Raw genomic sequence first — 18,797 nt, 5'->3', positions numbered from 1 at the left:
CTGTTATAATATTAATATTAATTTTAATTCCTCCTATGCAATAGAATCTATCTACAAATAATAGCTATTAATGATATAATAGCATACTTTTCGACTAATTAATTATATTAATAAATATATTTGTTTGTTAATATATTTATTTGTTAATATATACCTTTTATTATATTAAATATTATGTAAATTAATAAGAAAATAATATTTTTGATTATCAAGCACAATTATACATAAAATAATCCATAAAAATAAATGTTGACAAGTATTAATTAACACTGTATTATATTAAATAATATCAATGAGCAGAAATAGTAGATAAGGGAATTTAGTTTAAGCGAACCTGGATTAGTGAGAGCTGGGTACTGTAGCCGTTATTGAATGGGTCTGTGAGATGTGATGCGAACTAGTAGTAGCATTAACCGGTATGTCTACCGTTACAAAGACAGGGCAATCGAGAAATCCGTGCCTGGCAAAGATAATTATTTAGGTGGTACAGCGAAATTTAACATTTCGTCCTTTAGTAGGATGAAGTGTTTTTATTTTTTTGTTACTAAATAACTAATATGGGTGGCACCGCGGTCACTTCGTCCCATTATACGGATGAAGTGTTTTTTGTTGTACAAAAAAATAAAGGGGTGGTTATAATATGGTTAATTTAACTCAGAAAGAATTTGAAGATAAAAAATCTTTGAACGTAATTTTTCCAATGTTTATTAAAATTAATGGTGATGAACTTACACCAGTAAATATTTACTACAAACTAAAAGGTAAATATAAATTTTTACTAGAAAGCGCTTCATCATCGAAAGAGGAATCAAGGTATTCCTTTCTTGGCAGCAGTCCCTATATGATATTAAGCAGCTACGGTAAAAATATAACGATAACAAAAGAAAACGAAGTTAAAAATAAAACAGGTAAGATATTAGATTTTGCAGAGGGTCACTTACTTAAGCAGTACGATAGGAATGTTTTAGAACTGCCTTTCATTGGAGGTGCAATCGGATATATTGGTTATGATGTAGTACGTCAATATGAGAATTTACCCGATAATAATCCAGACGAATTAAATTTACCAGAGACATGTTTACTTTTTTATAAAGAATTTATATGCTTTGATCATTTTAAAAATACATTAATGTTAATTCATAATGTGTTTCCAGAGGAAGATGAGGATTACGATACTGTTTTAAATAAGCTAAACATTATGAAATCAATGATAAGTTGCGAGAACGTACATCATAAATTAATTGAAAATTCACAAAATAAAGAATTGATTTATAACTATAAAAAAGAGGATTTTTGTAAACTTGTTGATAAAGCAAAAGATTATATAACATCGGGTGATATTTTTCAAGTAGTCTTATCTCAAAGATTTAAGGTTGAAAATAGCATAGACCCATTTGAAGTGTATAGGAAACTACGCCGTAGCAACCCGTCCCCTTATATGTTTTATATAGACTTTGAAGATTTTAAGTTAGCTGGTGCATCACCTGAGAGTTTAGTTAAAGTTAGAGGTAACGTGGTAATGACTAATCCTATTGCCGGCTCAAGGCCAAGAGGCAAAACCGCAAAAGAAGATGATTTATTAAAAGAAGAATTGTTAAATGACGAGAAAGAACTTGCAGAACATTTAATGCTAGTTGATCTTGGTAGAAATGATATAGGAAAAATAAGTGAATTTGGATCTGTAAAGCTAGATAAATTTATGGAGGTGGAAGCCTTCTCTCACATAATGCATATATGTTCAAAGGTGTCAGGCACTTTAAAAAATAAATTAAATTGCTTTGATGCGCTTAAGTCTTGTTTACCTGTAGGCACAGTCTCAGGGGCCCCTAAGATAAGAGCAATGGAGATCATTGATGAATTAGAGAATACAAGGCGTGGTATATATTCAGGCGCCATTGGTTATTTTTCATATGGCGGCGATATGGATACCTGTATAGCCATAAGAACAATAGTATTTAAGGATGATTTTGCTTATGTTCAAGGTGGTGCAGGAATAGTTTATGACTCTGTGCCAGAGACAGAATACACCGAAACATTAAATAAAACTATGGCTTTAATGGAGGTATTGTAATGCTTCTAATAATTGATAATTACGATTCCTTTACTTATAATTTATATCAATATGTAGGAGAATTGTATAAAGACGTAAAAGTTTTAAGAAATGACGAATTTACTATAGAATGCCTAAAAAAACTACCGCTAGAAGGCATTATTATTTCTCCTGGGCCCGGAAGGCCCGAAAATGCAGGCTTAAGTGTTGAAGTAATAAGAGCTTTTGAAGGCGCTATACCTATTATGGGCATTTGTTTAGGACATCAAGCTATAGGTTATGCCTATGGCTCAAAAGTTATAAAGGCACCGGAAATAATGCATGGGAAAACCTCTATTATTAGCCATAATAAAAAAGGATTGTTTAATGGTTTAAAAGACAATCTAAAAATAATGAGATATCATTCTTTAATTGTTGAGAAATCTACCTTGTCAAAAGATTTAAAAATTACTGCCCAAACAAAAGATGGATTAATAATGGCTATAAAGCATAATAATTTCCAAACATATGGGCTACAGTTTCATCCCGAATCTATATTTAGTGAAGGAGGAAAAGAAATAATAAAAAATTTCGTGGAGGTGATTTGTAATGTTAAAGATGGTGCTAAGTAAAATTATACAAAATCAAAATTTAACGCAGAAAGAAGCTTATGATTTTATGAATGGGATAATGAAGGGAGAAGCAACTCAGGCCCAAATAGGAGGATTCCTTGTTGGGTTAAGGATAAAAGGTGAGACAATTGATGAAATTACAGGTTGTGCAAAAGCTATGATGGATAACGCAAAACATGTAAATTTAATTAGTAATTATGCTATTGACACCTGTGGCACTGGTGGTGACGGAGGTAAAACTTTTAATATATCTACCGCCTGCGCTATAATTGCCTCCTCTGGCGGGGTAAAAGTAGCTAAACATGGTAATCGAGCAGTCTCTAGTCAAAGCGGAAGTGCGGATGTACTAGCGCAGCTTGGGATAAATATAAATATAGACCCAAGTCTTGCTGCAAACTTAATCGAGGAAAAAGGTATGGCTTTTCTATTTGCTCAAAACTACCACTCAGCTATGAAAAATGCAGCATTACCAAGGCGTGAAATAGGAACTAGAACTATTTTCAATATTTTAGGACCATTAACAAATCCAGCTCTTGTCCGTGGACAGACCCTTGGTATTTTTAGTAAAGACCTAACGAACCCAGTTGCCAAGGTTTTAAGAAATCTTGGATCAGAGAGAGCTCTTGTAGTTCATGGCGAGGATGGACTTGATGAAATAACTACTACAGGTTTTACTTATGTCAGCGAATTAAAAAATGGAATTGTAACTGATTATAAAATATACCCAGAAGATTTTGGCATTAAAAGAACAATACTTGAAAATATAGTTGGAGGCAGCGCTAAGGATAATGCAGCTATTATTCTAAATATTTTAAAAGGAAAAAAAGGACCTCAAAGAGATATTGTAGTAATAAATGCAGCTGCAGCCTTATATATCGGGAAAAAATGTGAAACTATAAAAACTGGAGTATTACTCGCAGGGGAATTAATTGACTCAGGCAAATCACTAAAGAAACTTGAGGAGCTTAGATTATCATGAATATATTAGATAAAATTGTTAAAAATAAAATACTTCAAATTGAAGATGAAAAGATTCAAAAACCATTAAAAAGCTTAATTAATATAGAGCACAGAGTAATACGAGATTTTGGAGGAGCACTTAATATGACGGGACTGTCTATTATTGCTGAGGTAAAAAAAGCTTCTCCCTCTAAGGGTCTTATCGATCCAAATTTTGATCCTATTAAAACAGCTTTAAACTATGAAAAATATGGCGTTGATGCTATCTCAGTTCTTACTGAGAAAAATTATTTCTTAGGGAATGATAAAAATGTTCTTTTGGTTAAAGAAAATACATCTATGCCCATATTAAGAAAAGATTTTATTATAGATAAATATCAAATATATCAATCTGTTGCTCTTGGTGCTGATGCTATTCTACTAATCGCTGCTGTTCTTAAGGATAAACTTAAATCTTATTTCGAACTTGCAACCTCTTTAGGTCTTCATTGTTTGGTAGAGGTTCATAATAGCTTTGAAATAGAACTTGCCCTTGAATGTGGCTCAAAAATAATAGGTATAAACAATAGAGATTTAAGTAATTTCAATGTTGATATTCACACTACTGAAAAGCTAATGAAGTATATACCAAATGATAAAATTGTAGTGTCTGAGAGCGGAATAAGTTCAATAAATGATATTTTGTATTTAAAATCAATCGGAGCAAGCGCAGTACTTATCGGGGAATCCTTTATGAGAAACCCCGATAGTGTTGAAACCTTCCTTAATGCCTGCCATGACTAAAATTAAAATTTGCGGAATCAGAAGACCTTGTGACATAGAGTACGTTAATGATCTCCTCCCAGAATACGTTGGATTTATTTTTGCTAAAAGCAAACGGCAATTAGACTGCGAGCATGCATGTAAATTAATAAAAAATTTAAGTGTATGCATTCAAAAAGTTGGTGTTTTTGTTGATGAAAATTCATCAGTTGTAATAGATATCGCAGAAAAATTGCATCTTGATGTTCTTCAGTTTCATGGCCATGAAAACCAAGAATATATAAATAAGTTTAAAAGATATGAAATTTGGAAAGCGCTCAAAATTAATAATATTGAAAGTATTTCCGAAATAAACCATTATGCCTGTGCGAAATTTCTTTTAGATAATAGCACTTCCGGTTCCGGAGAAAGCTTTAATTGGAACCTTGCTTATAAAAAAGTTGATGGGAACACAATAATGCTAGCTGGTGGATTAACTAGTGAAAATGTTAAGCAAGGGATTACAACATTAAGCCCTTATGGAGTTGATGTATCAAGTGGTGTAGAAACAGATGGATTTAAAGATTATGAAAAAATAAAAGAATTTATTAAGAAAGTGAGGAATTTATAATGAAAGGTAGATTTGGAGAATACGGTGGTCAATATGCCCCCGAAACAGTAATGAATGCAATTATAATACTAGAGGAAGAATATGAAAAAGCTAAAGTGGATCCTGAGTTCATAGCTAAATACAAATATTATCTTAAGAACTATGCTGGTCGTGAAACTCCATTATATTATGCAGAGCATCTCACAAAAAAGTTGGGTGGAGCAAAAATATATTTAAAGAGAGAAGATTTAAACCATACAGGAGCTCATAAAATTAATAATGCACTAGGACAGATACTACTTTCAATAAGAATGGGAAAGAAACGAATAATAGCCGAAACCGGCGCAGGCCAACATGGAGTTGCAACAGCTACTGTAGCTGCAATGTTCGGACTTGAGTGTGAAGTATTCATGGGCGAGGAAGATATACAAAGACAATCTCTAAATGTATTTAAAATGAAGATGTTAGGTGCTAAGGTTACCTCAGTTACTACTGGCACCGGTACCTTAAAAGATGCTGTTAATGAAGCTATGAAAAATTGGGTCGGTGATGTGGAAGATACATTTTATGTTATAGGATCTACCATGGGATTACATCCATATCCAACAATGGTTCGTGACTTCCAAAGGGTTATTGGAGATGAAGCTAGAAGACAGATATTAGATTCCGAGGATAGATTACCTGATTATATAATAGCATGCGTTGGTGGAGGGAGTAATGCTATGGGCATATTCTACCCTTTCATCGAGGATAAAGATGTAAAACTTATTGGGGTTGAAGCAGCAGGAAAAGGGCTAAATACAGATCAACATGCAGCAACTATCACTAAGGGTACTGTAGGTATAATTCACGGAATGAAAACATATATACTTCAAGATGAAGACGGTCAAATAATGCCTGTTTATTCAATATCCGCAGGTCTTGATTATCCTGGAATAGGACCTGAACATGCTCATCTTCATGACATACATCGTGCTCAATATTTTAGTGCTACAGATGACGAAGCCGTAAATGCTTTTATGGAACTCACAAAAATCGAAGGAATAATTCCGGCTATAGAAAGTTCTCATGCAGTTGCCTATGCAATGAAACTGGCACCAACACTTTCAAAAGATAAAATAATTATTATTAATCTTTCAGGACGTGGTGACAAAGATATAAATACAATTGCGCAAATTATGGGGGTAAAGTTATGAATAGAATAGTTGAGAAATTTAATTATCTTAAATCAAAAAACGAAAAAGCATTTATACCTTTTATAACAGGTGGAGATCCAGATTTAGATACCACCTTAGAATTAGTTCTAACTCTTGAAAAATCTGGTGCTGATATAATAGAGATCGGTGTTCCATATTCCGATCCTATGGCAGATGGGCCAGTAATACAGGCCTCCTCTACAAGATCCTTAGCCCATGGAACTAAAATAAAATCTATTATGGAAAAAGTTCATGAGATAAGAGAGCAAACGCAAATTCCATTAGTATATCTACTTTATTATAATTCAATATTTAAATATGGTGATGTTGCATTTTTTAAAAAATGCAATGAAGTTGGTATTGATGGATTGATAATTCCAGATCTTCCACTGGAGGAACGAGCTGAAGTAATAAAAATCGCAGATAAATATGATGTATGCATAATACCAATGGTTGCTCCCACATCGAAATCCAGAATAAAAGCTATAACTAAGCTGGGAAAAGGCTTTGTATATTGTGTCTCCATAAACGGGGTTACAGGAACAAGGCAAAAACTTAATACAGACATTAAAGAGTATATGGATTTAGTTTCTACGTACACGGATATGCCTAAAGGACTTGGTTTTGGAATATCAAATGCTGAAATGGCAAAAGCATACGCCCCTTATTGTGAAGCCATTATTGTTGGAAGTGCAATAATTAAATTGGTTGCTGAGGGTGGCTCGCAAACGGAAATATTAAAAAGAGTATACGATTTTGCACTAGGTATAAAAAATGCAATAAATTAAACAAGATGTGATCCATATAACATTTCTCTTGCGTAACTAGAATAAGGGCTTGAAACGTGAAATTCAATTAAGAAATTCTAATTACAATGTTTCTACACTTCTTATTTCTAGTAACTATAGAGAAAATTTATACTATTATGCATCTAATAATATCTGAATACTAAAAAGCTGTTGGATCTCAACAGCTTTTTAGTTTGATTTATTAAATTAATGATTCTTTAGCTATGGAAACTATTGTATCACTATAATAATGACTACACACTTTTGTTATAGATTTGTATAATGCTATTTACTACATCATTTATTTCAGTAATATTCATTACCTCATAATCGCAATATTTTTTATAAAGTGGTCCTCTCTCATCAAACAATTTAGATATTCTACCTGGATCTTTTGCAAGTAATGGTCGCCCCTCAATATTTATATCAGATACTATATTTTGAATTGGACGATTGATGTAAATAATAATGCCATTTTTCTTAAGATGAAGTATATTTTCATATCTTTTAATTACTCCACCACCAGTTGAAATAACTACATGATTTTTTTTCGATAAGTCCCTAACTGCAATAGATTCTATATCTCTAAATGCATCCTCACCATTTTTAAATATTTCAGTAATTGAACGGCTTGTACTAGACTCAATAAAGACATCTACATCTATGAAGTTCATCTCTATTTTATCTGCAAGTATTTCTCCAATTTCACTTTTACCACAACCGGGCATTCCAATCAGAACTATATTTTTCATATTCTAATTCTCTACTCCTCTACCTAATTCTTCATAAATTTCATCAATTGTTTTCTTTGGAATTTTAATATTATTCCATATTTCCTGAGCACAAGTTGCCTGACCAACAAGCATATAAAGACCATTAACTGCTTTTAGACCCGCCTCTTTCGCATACTTTAGAAATAGAGTTTCTTTAGGATTGTAGATCATATCCACGGCACTTGTAAATTTACCAATATATTTTTTTTCAATAGGTGAATTGTTTAGGTTAGGATACATTCCAAGTGGTGTACAGTTTATCGCTATACTAGGCTCTTTAATTTCCTGAATTTCATCATAAGAAATCACTCTACAAGACTTAAAGCTACTATTCTCCTTAAGCTTTGATACATTTCTTGTTACTACAGTAATTTCACTGATTCCATTATTTAAAAGGTAATTCACCATAGCAACCGCTACCCCGCCATTACCAAATATCGTTGCTTTTTTATTTCCCACTTGTATATCATTTTTATTAAATAACATACCAATTCCAAAGTAATCTGTATTATAACCAATAGTCTTACCATTTTCAAACTTTATGGTGTTTACAGCTCCTATTGCTTTTGCCTCTGTACTAACATCATCAAGGAATTCCATAACTTTAATTTTATAAGGAATGGTTACATTAATACCTCTTGGTTTAATAACCTTAAACCCTTCCATAACCGCTTTAAGATCCCTACTTTCTACTTCAAACAAATGATAATAACCCTTCATTCCTAATTTATTAAAGATTTTTGAATGTATTTGCGGTGAAACACTATGTGATAGTTTTTCTCCAAGTAGACCATATAACTCTGACATAACTTCCCCTCATCTCTTAAATAGCAATTATTAAATATTGATTATATCACTTCTATAATTACCCAATATTTTAAAATAACGACTATTCTTTTTTATTAAATCAATTGCATTTATAATTTTATTTTCGTTAATATTTCCCTGGAAATCAATGTAAAAAAAATATTCCCATGGTTTATCTTTGATTGGTCTAGATTCAATTTTCATAAGATTTATATCATTTTCTGCAAAATGCTTTAAGACATGATACAGCGAACCTGCCTTGTGAGTAGTTGATAAAACTAAACTTGTTTTATTGCTTTTCGTATTTGACTCCATCTCTTTGCCAATGACAACAAATCTAGTCATATTTGTTGCATTAGAGTTTACATTTTTTTGCAATATTTCAAGATCATATATCTCTGATGCCTTGGTGCTAGCTATTGCAGCTAGCGTTTTATCGTTTTTATTTTTAACTAATTCTGCACTTTTAGCAGTACTCTTATAAGGAATAAGCTTCCATTGTTTATACCCTTTTAAAAATTCCATGCTTTGCTCAAGTCCTTGGGGATGGGAATAAACCTCCTTGATATTATCTAATGTTGAACCTTTAATTCCCATTAAATTCTGACTTATTTTCAGATATTTTTCTCCTGTTATATAAAAATCATATTTATTAAGGAGGTCATAAACCTCAGATATTGCACCAGTTGAAGAATTCTCTATAGGAATAACTCCATAATTTATTTTTCCATATTTAAGATCTAAAAATATATCTTCAAACTCACTTATTTCTTTTGTGTCCACCTTTTCTCCAAAATACTCTTTTAATGCCTGTTCGCTAAATGAACCTGTAACACCATAAAAACCAACAGTCAAATTCTTATCATCAGGTAAAACTTGACTTTTATTTAAAGTTTTATCTTGAAACCCTCTACTTATTCCCATAACCGATTTGAAAAATTCTTCTACCTCTGAGTATAAATCCTTGTTTTTAACAATATCTAAATTTTTCTTTATAACCGCTTCCTCTCGTCCTTGATTTAGAATTGCAATACCATTTACCTTCTTATACTCAGCTACCTTTAAAACTGTTTCCATACGCCTTTCAAATAATGATACAAGACTAGCGTCAATTTTATCAATTTTATTTCTTAAATCATCTAAATTATCCATTAGCACACCTCCTATATAAAATCTAAAATACTCATTGCTGCGCAAGCTTCAATTACTGGTAGTGCCCTTAAAACTATACAAGGATCATGTCTACCAATAACTGATATTTCTGAATTTTCACCAGTTGCCATATCAATAGTATTTTGAGTTTTCGCGATTGAAGGTGTAGGTTTCATTGCAACTCTAAAAATTACAGGCATTCCATTAGATATTCCTCCATTTATTCCACCATTGTTGTTTGTTTTAGTAAGTACCTTTTCTTCATATACAAAAGGAACATCATTTGCCTTGCTTCCCCGGATTTTTGTTATTTCAAAGCCCATTCCAAATTCTACACCCTTTACTGCAGGTACAGAAAATAGCAATTGTGCTAAATTACTTTCTAGTGAATCAAAGAATGGTTCTCCTAGTCCACAAGGCAGATTTAATATAGAGCCTTCAATTATCCCTCCAACTGAATCAGTTTCTTCCTTAGCTTTTAATATAATATTCTTCATTTCTTTCCCTTTTAAATCATCAAGTACAGGAAAATCTTTTCTTAGAACATCTGCTAACGTCTGTATCTTTAAATTAACACCATCAAAATAGCTGTCAAATACATTCCCAATACTTAAAATATGACTTCCTATTACAATGCCCTTATCAAAAAGTATTTGTTTTGCGACAGCCCCTGCAAAAACAAGTGGCGCTGTAATTCTTCCTGAGAAATGACCTCCACCCCTGTAATCATTAAAACCTGAATACTTAACTTTTCCTGTGAAATCTGCATGACCTGGCCTTGCTAAGTTTTTTAACTTGTCATAATCTTTCGAATTTTGATTTTCGTTAAAAATAACGCCACAAAGAGGTGCCCCTGTGGTATAACCATTAAAATATCCACTTAATATTTCAACTTTGTCGCCTTCTTTTCTTTTAGTTGAAAATTCATCACGTCCTGGTGCCCTTCTTTGCATTTCACCATTTATAAAATCCATATCAAGCTTAATGCCTGGTGGTAATCCATCAATAGTTATACCTATTCCTCTCCCATGAGATTCTCCAAATATAGAATACTTAACTTTTTTACCCCATTGTCCGCTCATTAATTTCCCCTCCTAGACTCTTAAAATCCTCATAAAACCCTGGGTAAGATTTTTTAACTGCTCCGCTGTCGTCAATTGTAAGCTCCTCACTGCATCTAATTGAAGCAATAGCCATAGCCATAGCTATTCTATGATCATTCCAACTGCTTACAACTCCGCCGCAAAGATTTGGCTTCCCGTGAATTATCAGTGAATCCTCTTTTTCTATAACCTCTGCTCCTATTTTGTTTAGCTCTGTTGCCATAGCCTTTAATCTATCCGATTCCTTTATTCTAACTCTACCGGCATTAATAATCTCCGTTGTTCCATCACTTAATGCAGCAAGAACAGCAACTATTGGTACAAGGTCAGGACATTGAGATGCATCAACAATAGTTCCTTTTAAATTTGATTTTGATGCCTTTAAAATACCATCTTTAATAGTAATATTTCCACCCATGTTTTTAATTATATCTACAATTACTTTATCTCCTTGAAGAGATTCCATATTTAAATCCATACATTCAACTTCTCCGCCTAATACACCTGCAGCAAGATAAAATGCAGCTTGAGAAAAATCGCCTTCAACTCTGTAATCTATCCTATTGTAATGTTGATTACCCTTTATCTTAAATTCTCTATAATTATTATTTTCTATTTTTACACCAAATTTAGAAAGTACATCTAAAGTTAAATCTATATATCCAATAGATTCCATTTTAGTAGTAATCTTAATTATTGAATCCCCGTGTAATAAAGGAAGTGAATAAATAAGTCCAGTAATAAACTGAGAACTTACATCCCCTCTAAGTTCGAAAACACCAGGCTTAAGGCTTCCTTCTACCGTTAAGGGCAGATTACCGTTATTTGTAGTGTACTTTATGTTCTGGTTATCAAAAATATCATAATATGGTTTAAGTGTTCTTTGTACTAGTTTAGACTTACCATTAAATACTATTTTTTCTCCAGTAAGCATCGCTATAGGAATTAAGAACCTTAAAGTTGATCCACTCTCATTACATTGTAGTTCATCACTTAGATTTTCACTGAGTTTAAATATCGGCTTACCTTTCCCACATACTTTAATGTTACTTGGTAATCTTTTAATATCAACTCCAAGTTTCTCCATTATTTCGCAAGTGGCTATTATATCCTCAGACATACTAATATTATCAATAGAACATTCTCCATTACTTAATCCTGCTGCTATAACTGCTCTATGAGATAATGATTTTGACGGTGGAATTTTAACTTTTCCATTTAAATAAGAAGGTTTAATTATAACTGATTTCATTTTTCAGCACCCCAATTCAATATAATAAATCATTTTATGATTTTATGAAGATAATTCTCTATCTTAGTTTTATCAATTTTTTCAATAAAGCTATTCCCGATGGATTCTATTAATATTAAATTCATGGATCCCCCAATATTTTTCTTATCATGACTAATAGTTTCAATTATAGCTTGAGTTCTTATTTCAGGCAACTCCCATGGCAGATTATACTTAATTAAAATATCTTTTATAGCAATAGATGACCCTATCTTAGTTAATCCTAGTTCTTCTGAGAGTTTAGTTATAGAATACATACCCATTGCTACTGCCTCTCCATGAGAATATTTTTTAAAATTAAAGAACTGCTCAATTGCGTGTCCAATGGTATGGCCATAATTTAATAACATTCTTTCTCCTGTATCCTTCTCATCTAATTCAACAAGATTTGCTTTAATAGAGCAACAAGTATATATAATTTTATCTATTTCGCTCAAAAGTGCTTCTTTATTTTCATATTTCATCAAGGTATTAAATAAGCCACTATTTTTGATAGCACCATATTTTATAACTTCACCCATACCATCATTTAAATATTTATCATTAAGTGTTCTAAGAAGTAATGGATCGATAAAAACTGCCTTAGGCATATAAAAGCTTCCCACTAGATTCTTCCCACGTGGCAAATCTACTGCCACCTTCCCTCCTACACTACTATCCACTTGTGCAAGTAGTGTAGTTGGAATTTGTATAAGGGAAATACCCCTTAAGAAAGTTGAGGCTGCAAACCCAGCCATATCGCCAACCACTCCACCGCCTAATGCAATAATAATATCTCCTCTATTTATCTTAAAATCTAAAAGTTTATCATACACCTCGAGTAGTGTTTTAAATGACTTGCTTTCTTCTCCTGCTTTTACCACAATTTTAAAAGTTTCAAAACCTGACTCCTTTAATGAATTAATAGTCTTTTGCCCATAAAACTCATCAACATTAGAATCTGTTACAACAGCTATTCTTTTTCCTTTATATATCTTCTTAACTTGTACTCCAATTTCACCTAACAATCCATTTTTAATATATATTGGATAACTTCCGCTTGAAGCCTTAACTTCTATATTAAACATCTTTAACTATCTCCTTTCTTTTCCTCGTCGCATCCTCAAACCTTTTTTCAAGAAAAACATCATCATTATTTATTATTGCGGTTTTTATTTCTTTTATATTTTTTTCAAAATCTTCAATCTTACTAATTATATTTTCTTTATTATATAAGAGTAATTCAGGCCATAATTCACCATTTATAGTAGCAACTCTAGTTGTATCCCTAAAGCTTCCTCCAATGAACCTGGATGTCCCTTTAATTAAACTATTACAATCTATTAACGAAACAGCTATAATATGCGGTAACTGACTCGTATAAGAAATTATATCATCATGATCTTTCGGGGTAAGATACACTACTCTTTTGCAACCCATACCTTTAGCAATAGTCCCTACTAAATTTATATTTTCTTCTTTGTTTCCATTAATCGGGGTTATAATGTAATTTGCATTTTTAAACATATCTTTTGATGCAGCCTTAAGCCCTGATTCTTCTTTTCCTGCCATAGGATGTCCACCTATAAAATCTAAATCTTTCCTAAGTACAGGCATAATTTCATGTATTAAATTACTCTTAATTCCAGCAGTATCTGTAATAACTGCCCCACTTTTAAATGAACTCATATTGCTTTTTACAAAATTTATAGTCTTTTGAGGATAAACTGCAAGTATAACAATATCTGAATTACTAAGCGGTATTTCTGGATTTAAATATCCTTTATCAATGATATTCATTTCCTGCGCCACTCTTAGCGTTTCTTTATCAATGTCAATTGCCCAAATATTTTTAGGATTTAATTTTCTTAGTGCCATAGCAAAGGAACCCCCTATAAGTCCTAAGCCTACAATTGTAATATTAAAGTCAGTACAATCCAAATTTACCACCTCTTAAACTATTTTATTTTGTGTTTTTGCAATTACTCTTATTGAGTCCATAAGAGCTTCGAATTTTTCAGGTTTTAAAGATTGAGGGCCATCACTAAGTGCATTAGCAGGATCATAGTGTACTTCAATTTCAAGACCATCTGCACCAACTGCTATAGCAGCTTTTGCAAGTGGCTCTACTAACCACCATTTTCCAGCAGCATGACTTGGATCTACTATAACTGGTAAATGACTAAGTTTCTTAAGTACAGGAATTGCACTTAAATCCAAAGTATTTCTTGTAAAAGTTTCAAATGTCCTAATTCCTCTTTCGCATAAAACTACTTTTTCATTACCCTCAGACATTATGTACTCAGCAGACATAAGTAACTCTTCAATTGTTGCACTCATACCTCTTTTTAATAAAATAGTTTTATTACATCTTCCTACTTCCTTTAAAAGATCGAAATTTTGCATATTCCTAGCACCAATTTGTAAAACATCAGCATATTGAGATATTTTATCAACAAGTTCAACACTCATAACTTCGGTTACTATTGGGAGTCCTGTTATTTTTTTAGCCTCTAATAATATTTTTAGCCCTTCTTCTTCCATTCCTTGAAAACTGTATGGTGAAGTTCTTGGTTTGTAAGCCCCTCCTCTTAGGAAATTAGCTCCTGCTCTTTTTACATCTTTTGCAATATGTATTAATTGCTCTTCACTTTCAACAGCGCAAGGCCCCGCTATTATCGCTAGTTCTTTTCCACCAATTGTTAGCTCATCTACCTTTATTATTGAATCATCTGGATGAAATAGTCTGTTACCTCTTTTGTAAGGTGCCTGTACTCTCATAACCTTATCAACACACTCTACTGCCTCAATTTGACTTTCGTTTATTGTAGTTGTATCTCCAACGAGCCCTAAAACACAATGACTTTCTCCCTTAGAAACATGAACCATGAAACCTAATTCCTCTAATTTTTTCTTCATAGCCAAAATTTGATTCTCTTTCGCATTTGCTTTCATTACGATTACCATATAAAACTCCTCCTAAAATATTACTTTAAACTTAGCTTAAAAAATATACTTAACTTATAATTTGTTATAAAGAATTATAAAAAAAAGGAAGCCCCATTATAATGGGACCTCCTTGTTAAAAAGATGGAACCCCTATAATGAGTCTTCCTTGCGTACAGACTTAGTTTACTTTCTATAATTCAGCATAAGCCGGTATTATAGTTTTATTTCTAAACTCATTATTTAAAGAAATCTTATATATTTTTTTGCACAAAAAGTAACCAATGCTAAAATAACGATAGCCCCAGCTAAAATAAAAATATACTTTTTTAGTGATTTCTTTAATAATGATATTTTTCATAATAATACCTCACAAATTATAATTAGTACCTGTAAATTCTTTAATGTTTAAATACTATAACAAACTGGAGTATTTGTCAAGGATTTGCCTTTAAATTCTTAATATTCTAAACATAAGATTTTATCCTATAGTTGTCAGGAAGATGGCTTGTATCATTTAATGTAATTATTTTAGGATTTAATTCATTATCAAAAATTATTTTACATACTGAGGTATTACCTAAAATTATTTTATGATACATAGTCATTTTAAGGTCAAATATGCCTAGTAGCCCAGCTTTAATAATTCCGCCATGAGCTACTATTATAATTTTTTTCCCAGGATGCTTAGTTGCGATTTTTAAGATTGCCTTCTTAGCCCGCATACTAGCAATTTTAAGACTTATTTCTCCACCGCACATAGGGCCATTAAGTTCATCGGATCTCCATAAAACCAATTCTTTTGGATAGTTTGTTTCAACTTCCTTAATGGTAAGACCTTCCCACTCTCCAAAATCTATTTCTTTTATACCTGGTTCAATCATAGGTATAATATCACTACCTTTGGATATGATTTCTGCTGTTTCATGTGCTCTCTTTAACGGACTTGTATAAATATAATCAAATTTGTTTTGAAATCTTTCATTTAAATATTGTGCTTGAAGTATTCCCTCATTTGATAGAATAATATCTTTACACCCTTGGAATTTCCCTAGAACATTCCAGTTGGTTTCACCATGTCTTACTAATGTTATTGTTGTATTCAATATTATTCACTTCCTATTATTAGTTATTAGTTTTTTCATAATATAATAAAATATTATATAGCATATACCAAACGTACAAAATATACTAAGTTGTGATACCTTTAGTATTCGAACAATCACACTCTACAGCTGTATTTTCAACACTTACAACAAAGCATAAATTTTTTCCTTGAACATAGTTTAAAGCCTTATCATCAATTTCTAACATAATTTAACGTCCCCTACCCTAGTATATAATTAATAACAACTATATCATATTATTGATATAGTTGTTATTTTCTATATTTCAACCTATATGTTTTGTATCGTCTATTACTTTTTTTTCTTTATATTTAAACTACTGCTCTGATAAACCCCATAATTCTTGTTTTGATGTTGAAATAGCCATTGCCCCTGCACCAATTGCCTGCATTATATCCTTCTTAGTTTGAATTAATCCTCCTGCTATAATAGGTACTCGTACTTCGTTTTCCATACTTTTAATAATATTACTTGCAATGCCAGGTAAAAGTTCTACAGCATCTGGGAGAATTGATTGTATATTTCTTATTCCTGTCTCAAGTGACAAAGAATCTAATACAAATATTCTTTGAATAACGCTAAGCCCTAATTTTTTTCCGTTTTTTATATTAGTAGGCCTTGTGCTTATTATTCCATATGGATCTCCACATTGTTTTATAAAGAGCAGTCCTGCATAATCACCCTTTACTCCTTCTATTAAATCAACATGAATAAATACTATTTTCCCCGCTTCTTTAAGTCTCTCACATATTTCCTTAATGTTCATTATGCTTCCATATAAGACAAACACAATAAGAACTTTGCTAAGAATTACTTTTTCCAAATCTTTATCATTTCTTATTGCCGCAATAACTGGGTTTTCTATTAACAGTTGTTCCAAATTCACCAATGATATTTCCTCCAAAAAATTTATTTTAGACCATAATTTATGTTACCTTAAATTGTATCTCAATTATAGTCATGTTTATTTTATTATGCTCAGTTTATCACAGTATTATTTTTCATTCAAGAATTTTATATTATTATGTTATCGTTTAGAATTTACGTATTTTTTAGTATTTCCCCTTGTAATCGTCTAATTAGTATGATAATATGTATTTAAATAAGTAAAGGCGGAGAAAAGAGAGCCTTGATCTATGGACATGTTATGTCCATTAATCAAGGTTCTCTTTTTATTTGCATTTAGGAGGTTAAATGATGTTTGATGTAACTATTATTGGCGCAGGTGTTATAGGCTGCTCAATATCAAGAGAGTTATCTAAATATAATGTAAAAACTTGTGTAATTGAAAGATCTAGTGATGTTGCTTCTGGTACAACAAAAGCAAACAGTGCAATTGTACATGGTGGTTTTGATGCTAAGCCAAGTACTTTGAAAGGAAAATTAAACGCAAAAGGTAATGCAATGTTTACGGACCTTGCAAAGGAATTAGATTTCCCATTTAAGAGGAATGGTTCTTTGGTTCTGTGTTTCGATAACAAGAATATGCCTGATCTTGAACTTTTACTAGAACAAGGTAAAGTAAATGGAGTCCCTGATTTAGTCATTCTTGATGGTGATCAGGTTAGAGAAATGGAACCAAATGTAACAAAGCATTGTGTTGGTGCACTTTATGCTCCAAACGGAGGAATAGTTTGTCCTTACGAAATGACTATTGCTCTAGCTGAAAATTCATATAATAACGGTGTAGAATTTAAATTTGAAACTGAAGTTAAAAATATTGAAAAGAGCTCAAGTGGATATATTATAAAAACTAATAAAGGTGATATTGAAACAAAAATTGTAATAAATGCTGCAGGTTTATATTCAGGTGAAATGAATAATATGGTTAGCAAGAACAAAATCAATATAATACCAAGACGAGGCGAATATGTTTTATTTGACAGAACTGCTGGATCTTTAATAAAAAATACTATTTTTCAACTTCCAACTAAACTTGGAAAAGGAGTTCTAGTTACACCAACTGTTGATGGTAATCTGCTAATTGGACCTAATGCAGTTGATTTAGAAGACAAAGCAGATTTGGATACAACTCGTGATGGTATTGATGATATTATTAAAAAGGCTCAATTAAGCATTGAAATGCAATTCCCTATGAATATGGTTATAACTTCTTTCGCAGGAAATAGAGCTCATACTGAAACAGATGATTTTATTATTGAAGAAGCATCTGATGCTAAGGACTTTATCAATGTAGCATCAATAGCATCCCCAGGATTAAGTAGTGCTCCAAGTATAGCTTTAATGGTAGTTGATATGGTAACAAATAAATTAAATCCAGGAAAAAACTTAAAATTTAATCCAATAAGAAAAGGTATAAGAAAATTCAGAGAAATGTCTAATGAAGAGCGAAAAGCAATCATTAAAGAAATACCTGAATATGGAACAGTTATTTGTAGATGCGAAACTGTAACAGAAGGCGAAATTATAGACGCTATAAGAAGACCTCTAGGAGCAAGAACACTTGATGGAGTTAAGCTTCGTACAAGGGCTGGAATGGGTAGATGTCAATCTGGTTTCTGTTCAACAAAAGTTGTAGACATTTTAGCAAAAGAACTTAATATACCTCGCTCTGAAGTTACAAAATCCGGTGGAAATTCTATTTTGATAACTGGAACAAATAAACAATCTTTATAAAAGATAAATTTTAAGTATAGAGAGGA

General features: G+C 31.9%; 20 protein-coding genes and 1 other annotated feature. Of the genes, 8 read left to right on the top strand and 12 right to left on the bottom strand.

The features are described from left to right. Positions 1-283 precede the first annotated feature (283 nt). Positions 284-589, top strand: a binding site (T-box leader). A 51-nt stretch (positions 590-640) separates the two neighbouring features. From trpE to trpA, 7 genes are read left to right on the top strand one after another with little or no spacing between them, the layout of a single operon-like run. Next, the gene (gene trpE / locus A7L45_RS10810; RefSeq protein ID WP_071612778.1) at positions 641-2,071 is read left to right on the top strand and encodes an anthranilate synthase component I; all 1,431 of its coding nucleotides are present in this window, start codon (positions 641-643) and stop codon (positions 2,069-2,071) included. Then, positions 2,071-2,661 (top strand): anthranilate synthase component II, encoded by a 591-nt coding sequence (locus A7L45_RS10805; RefSeq protein ID WP_071612777.1) that lies wholly within the window; start codon positions 2,071-2,073, stop codon positions 2,659-2,661. Before trpE ends, A7L45_RS10805 begins: the two co-directional genes overlap by 1 nt. Beyond that, a complete protein-coding gene (trpD, locus tag A7L45_RS10800; protein ID WP_071612776.1) occupies positions 2,639-3,640 on the top strand; it encodes an anthranilate phosphoribosyltransferase in 1,002 nt (333 codons plus the stop codon). Before A7L45_RS10805 ends, trpD begins: the two co-directional genes overlap by 23 nt. After that, complete coding sequence (gene trpC / locus A7L45_RS10795; protein WP_071612775.1) at positions 3,637-4,404, top strand: indole-3-glycerol phosphate synthase TrpC; 768 nt, start codon at positions 3,637-3,639, stop codon at positions 4,402-4,404. Before trpD ends, trpC begins: the two co-directional genes overlap by 4 nt. After that, complete coding sequence (locus A7L45_RS10790) at positions 4,397-4,993, top strand: phosphoribosylanthranilate isomerase (RefSeq protein ID WP_071614947.1); 597 nt, start codon at positions 4,397-4,399, stop codon at positions 4,991-4,993. The genes trpC and A7L45_RS10790 overlap by 8 nt, the downstream gene beginning before the upstream one ends. Continuing rightward, positions 4,993-6,168 carry a tryptophan synthase subunit beta gene (trpB, locus tag A7L45_RS10785; protein WP_071612774.1) on the top strand — a complete coding sequence of 392 codons (1,176 nt, stop codon included), beginning with the start codon at positions 4,993-4,995 and terminating at the stop codon, positions 6,166-6,168. The genes A7L45_RS10790 and trpB overlap by 1 nt, the downstream gene beginning before the upstream one ends. Continuing rightward, a complete protein-coding gene (gene trpA / locus A7L45_RS10780; RefSeq protein ID WP_071612773.1) occupies positions 6,165-6,956 on the top strand; it encodes a tryptophan synthase subunit alpha in 792 nt (263 codons plus the stop codon). Before trpB ends, trpA begins: the two co-directional genes overlap by 4 nt. A 254-nt stretch (positions 6,957-7,210) precedes the next feature. On the opposite strand, the gene A7L45_RS10775 is transcribed toward trpA, so the two are convergent. The 12 genes from A7L45_RS10775 to A7L45_RS10730 form a co-directional block, all read right to left on the bottom strand. Further along, positions 7,211-7,708, bottom strand: coding sequence for a shikimate kinase (locus A7L45_RS10775; protein WP_071612772.1), 498 nt, complete (start codon positions 7,706-7,708; stop codon positions 7,211-7,213). Positions 7,709-7,711: 3 nt separating this feature from the next. Further along, a complete protein-coding gene (gene aroE, locus A7L45_RS10770) occupies positions 7,712-8,536 on the bottom strand; it encodes a shikimate dehydrogenase (protein WP_071612771.1) in 825 nt (274 codons plus the stop codon). A gap of 30 nt (positions 8,537-8,566) precedes the next feature. Next, on the bottom strand, positions 8,567-9,688 hold the full coding sequence (gene pheA, locus A7L45_RS10765) for a prephenate dehydratase (RefSeq protein WP_071612770.1): 1,122 nt from the start codon (positions 9,686-9,688) through the stop codon (positions 8,567-8,569). A gap of 11 nt (positions 9,689-9,699) precedes the next feature. Beyond that, on the bottom strand, positions 9,700-10,770 hold the full coding sequence (gene aroC / locus A7L45_RS10760) for a chorismate synthase (RefSeq protein ID WP_071612769.1): 1,071 nt from the start codon (positions 10,768-10,770) through the stop codon (positions 9,700-9,702). Continuing rightward, entirely contained in the window at positions 10,751-12,043 is a 1,293-nt protein-coding gene (gene aroA, locus A7L45_RS10755; protein ID WP_071612768.1) for a 3-phosphoshikimate 1-carboxyvinyltransferase, read from the bottom strand. Before aroA ends, aroC begins: the two co-directional genes overlap by 20 nt. Before the next feature lie 29 nt (positions 12,044-12,072). Then, positions 12,073-13,149, bottom strand: a complete 1,077-nt coding sequence (gene aroB, locus A7L45_RS10750; RefSeq protein ID WP_071612767.1) for a 3-dehydroquinate synthase — start codon at positions 13,147-13,149, stop codon at positions 12,073-12,075. Then, complete coding sequence (locus A7L45_RS10745; RefSeq protein ID WP_071612766.1) at positions 13,142-14,002, bottom strand: prephenate dehydrogenase; 861 nt, start codon at positions 14,000-14,002, stop codon at positions 13,142-13,144. Before A7L45_RS10745 ends, aroB begins: the two co-directional genes overlap by 8 nt. Before the next feature lie 12 nt (positions 14,003-14,014). Then, complete coding sequence (aroF, locus tag A7L45_RS10740) at positions 14,015-15,028, bottom strand: 3-deoxy-7-phosphoheptulonate synthase (RefSeq protein ID WP_071612765.1); 1,014 nt, start codon at positions 15,026-15,028, stop codon at positions 14,015-14,017. 172 nt (positions 15,029-15,200) lie between these two features. Then, positions 15,201-15,368, bottom strand: coding sequence for a hypothetical protein (locus A7L45_RS23205; protein ID WP_162855523.1), 168 nt, complete (start codon positions 15,366-15,368; stop codon positions 15,201-15,203). A 106-nt stretch (positions 15,369-15,474) separates the two neighbouring features. Beyond that, positions 15,475-16,113 (bottom strand): histidine phosphatase family protein, encoded by a 639-nt coding sequence (locus tag A7L45_RS10735; RefSeq protein WP_071612764.1) that lies wholly within the window; start codon positions 16,111-16,113, stop codon positions 15,475-15,477. A gap of 85 nt (positions 16,114-16,198) precedes the next feature. After that, positions 16,199-16,321 (bottom strand): hypothetical protein, encoded by a 123-nt coding sequence (locus tag A7L45_RS24070; protein WP_257786570.1) that lies wholly within the window; start codon positions 16,319-16,321, stop codon positions 16,199-16,201. 129 nt (positions 16,322-16,450) lie between these two features. After that, positions 16,451-17,020 carry a glycerol-3-phosphate responsive antiterminator gene (locus A7L45_RS10730; protein WP_071614946.1) on the bottom strand — a complete coding sequence of 190 codons (570 nt, stop codon included), beginning with the start codon at positions 17,018-17,020 and terminating at the stop codon, positions 16,451-16,453. A gap of 311 nt (positions 17,021-17,331) precedes the next feature. Here A7L45_RS10730 and A7L45_RS10725 point away from each other — a divergent pair, with 311 nt between their 5' ends. Next, complete coding sequence (locus A7L45_RS10725; RefSeq protein ID WP_071612763.1) at positions 17,332-18,771, top strand: NAD(P)/FAD-dependent oxidoreductase; 1,440 nt, start codon at positions 17,332-17,334, stop codon at positions 18,769-18,771. Positions 18,772-18,797: the final 26 nt, after the last annotated feature.

The organism is Clostridium estertheticum subsp. estertheticum (assembly GCF_001877035.1).
In the GTDB taxonomy this organism is placed as follows: Bacteria; Bacillota; Clostridia; order Clostridiales; family Clostridiaceae; genus Clostridium_AD; species Clostridium_AD estertheticum.
This window is presented reverse-complemented; position numbering and strand designations above follow the sequence as displayed.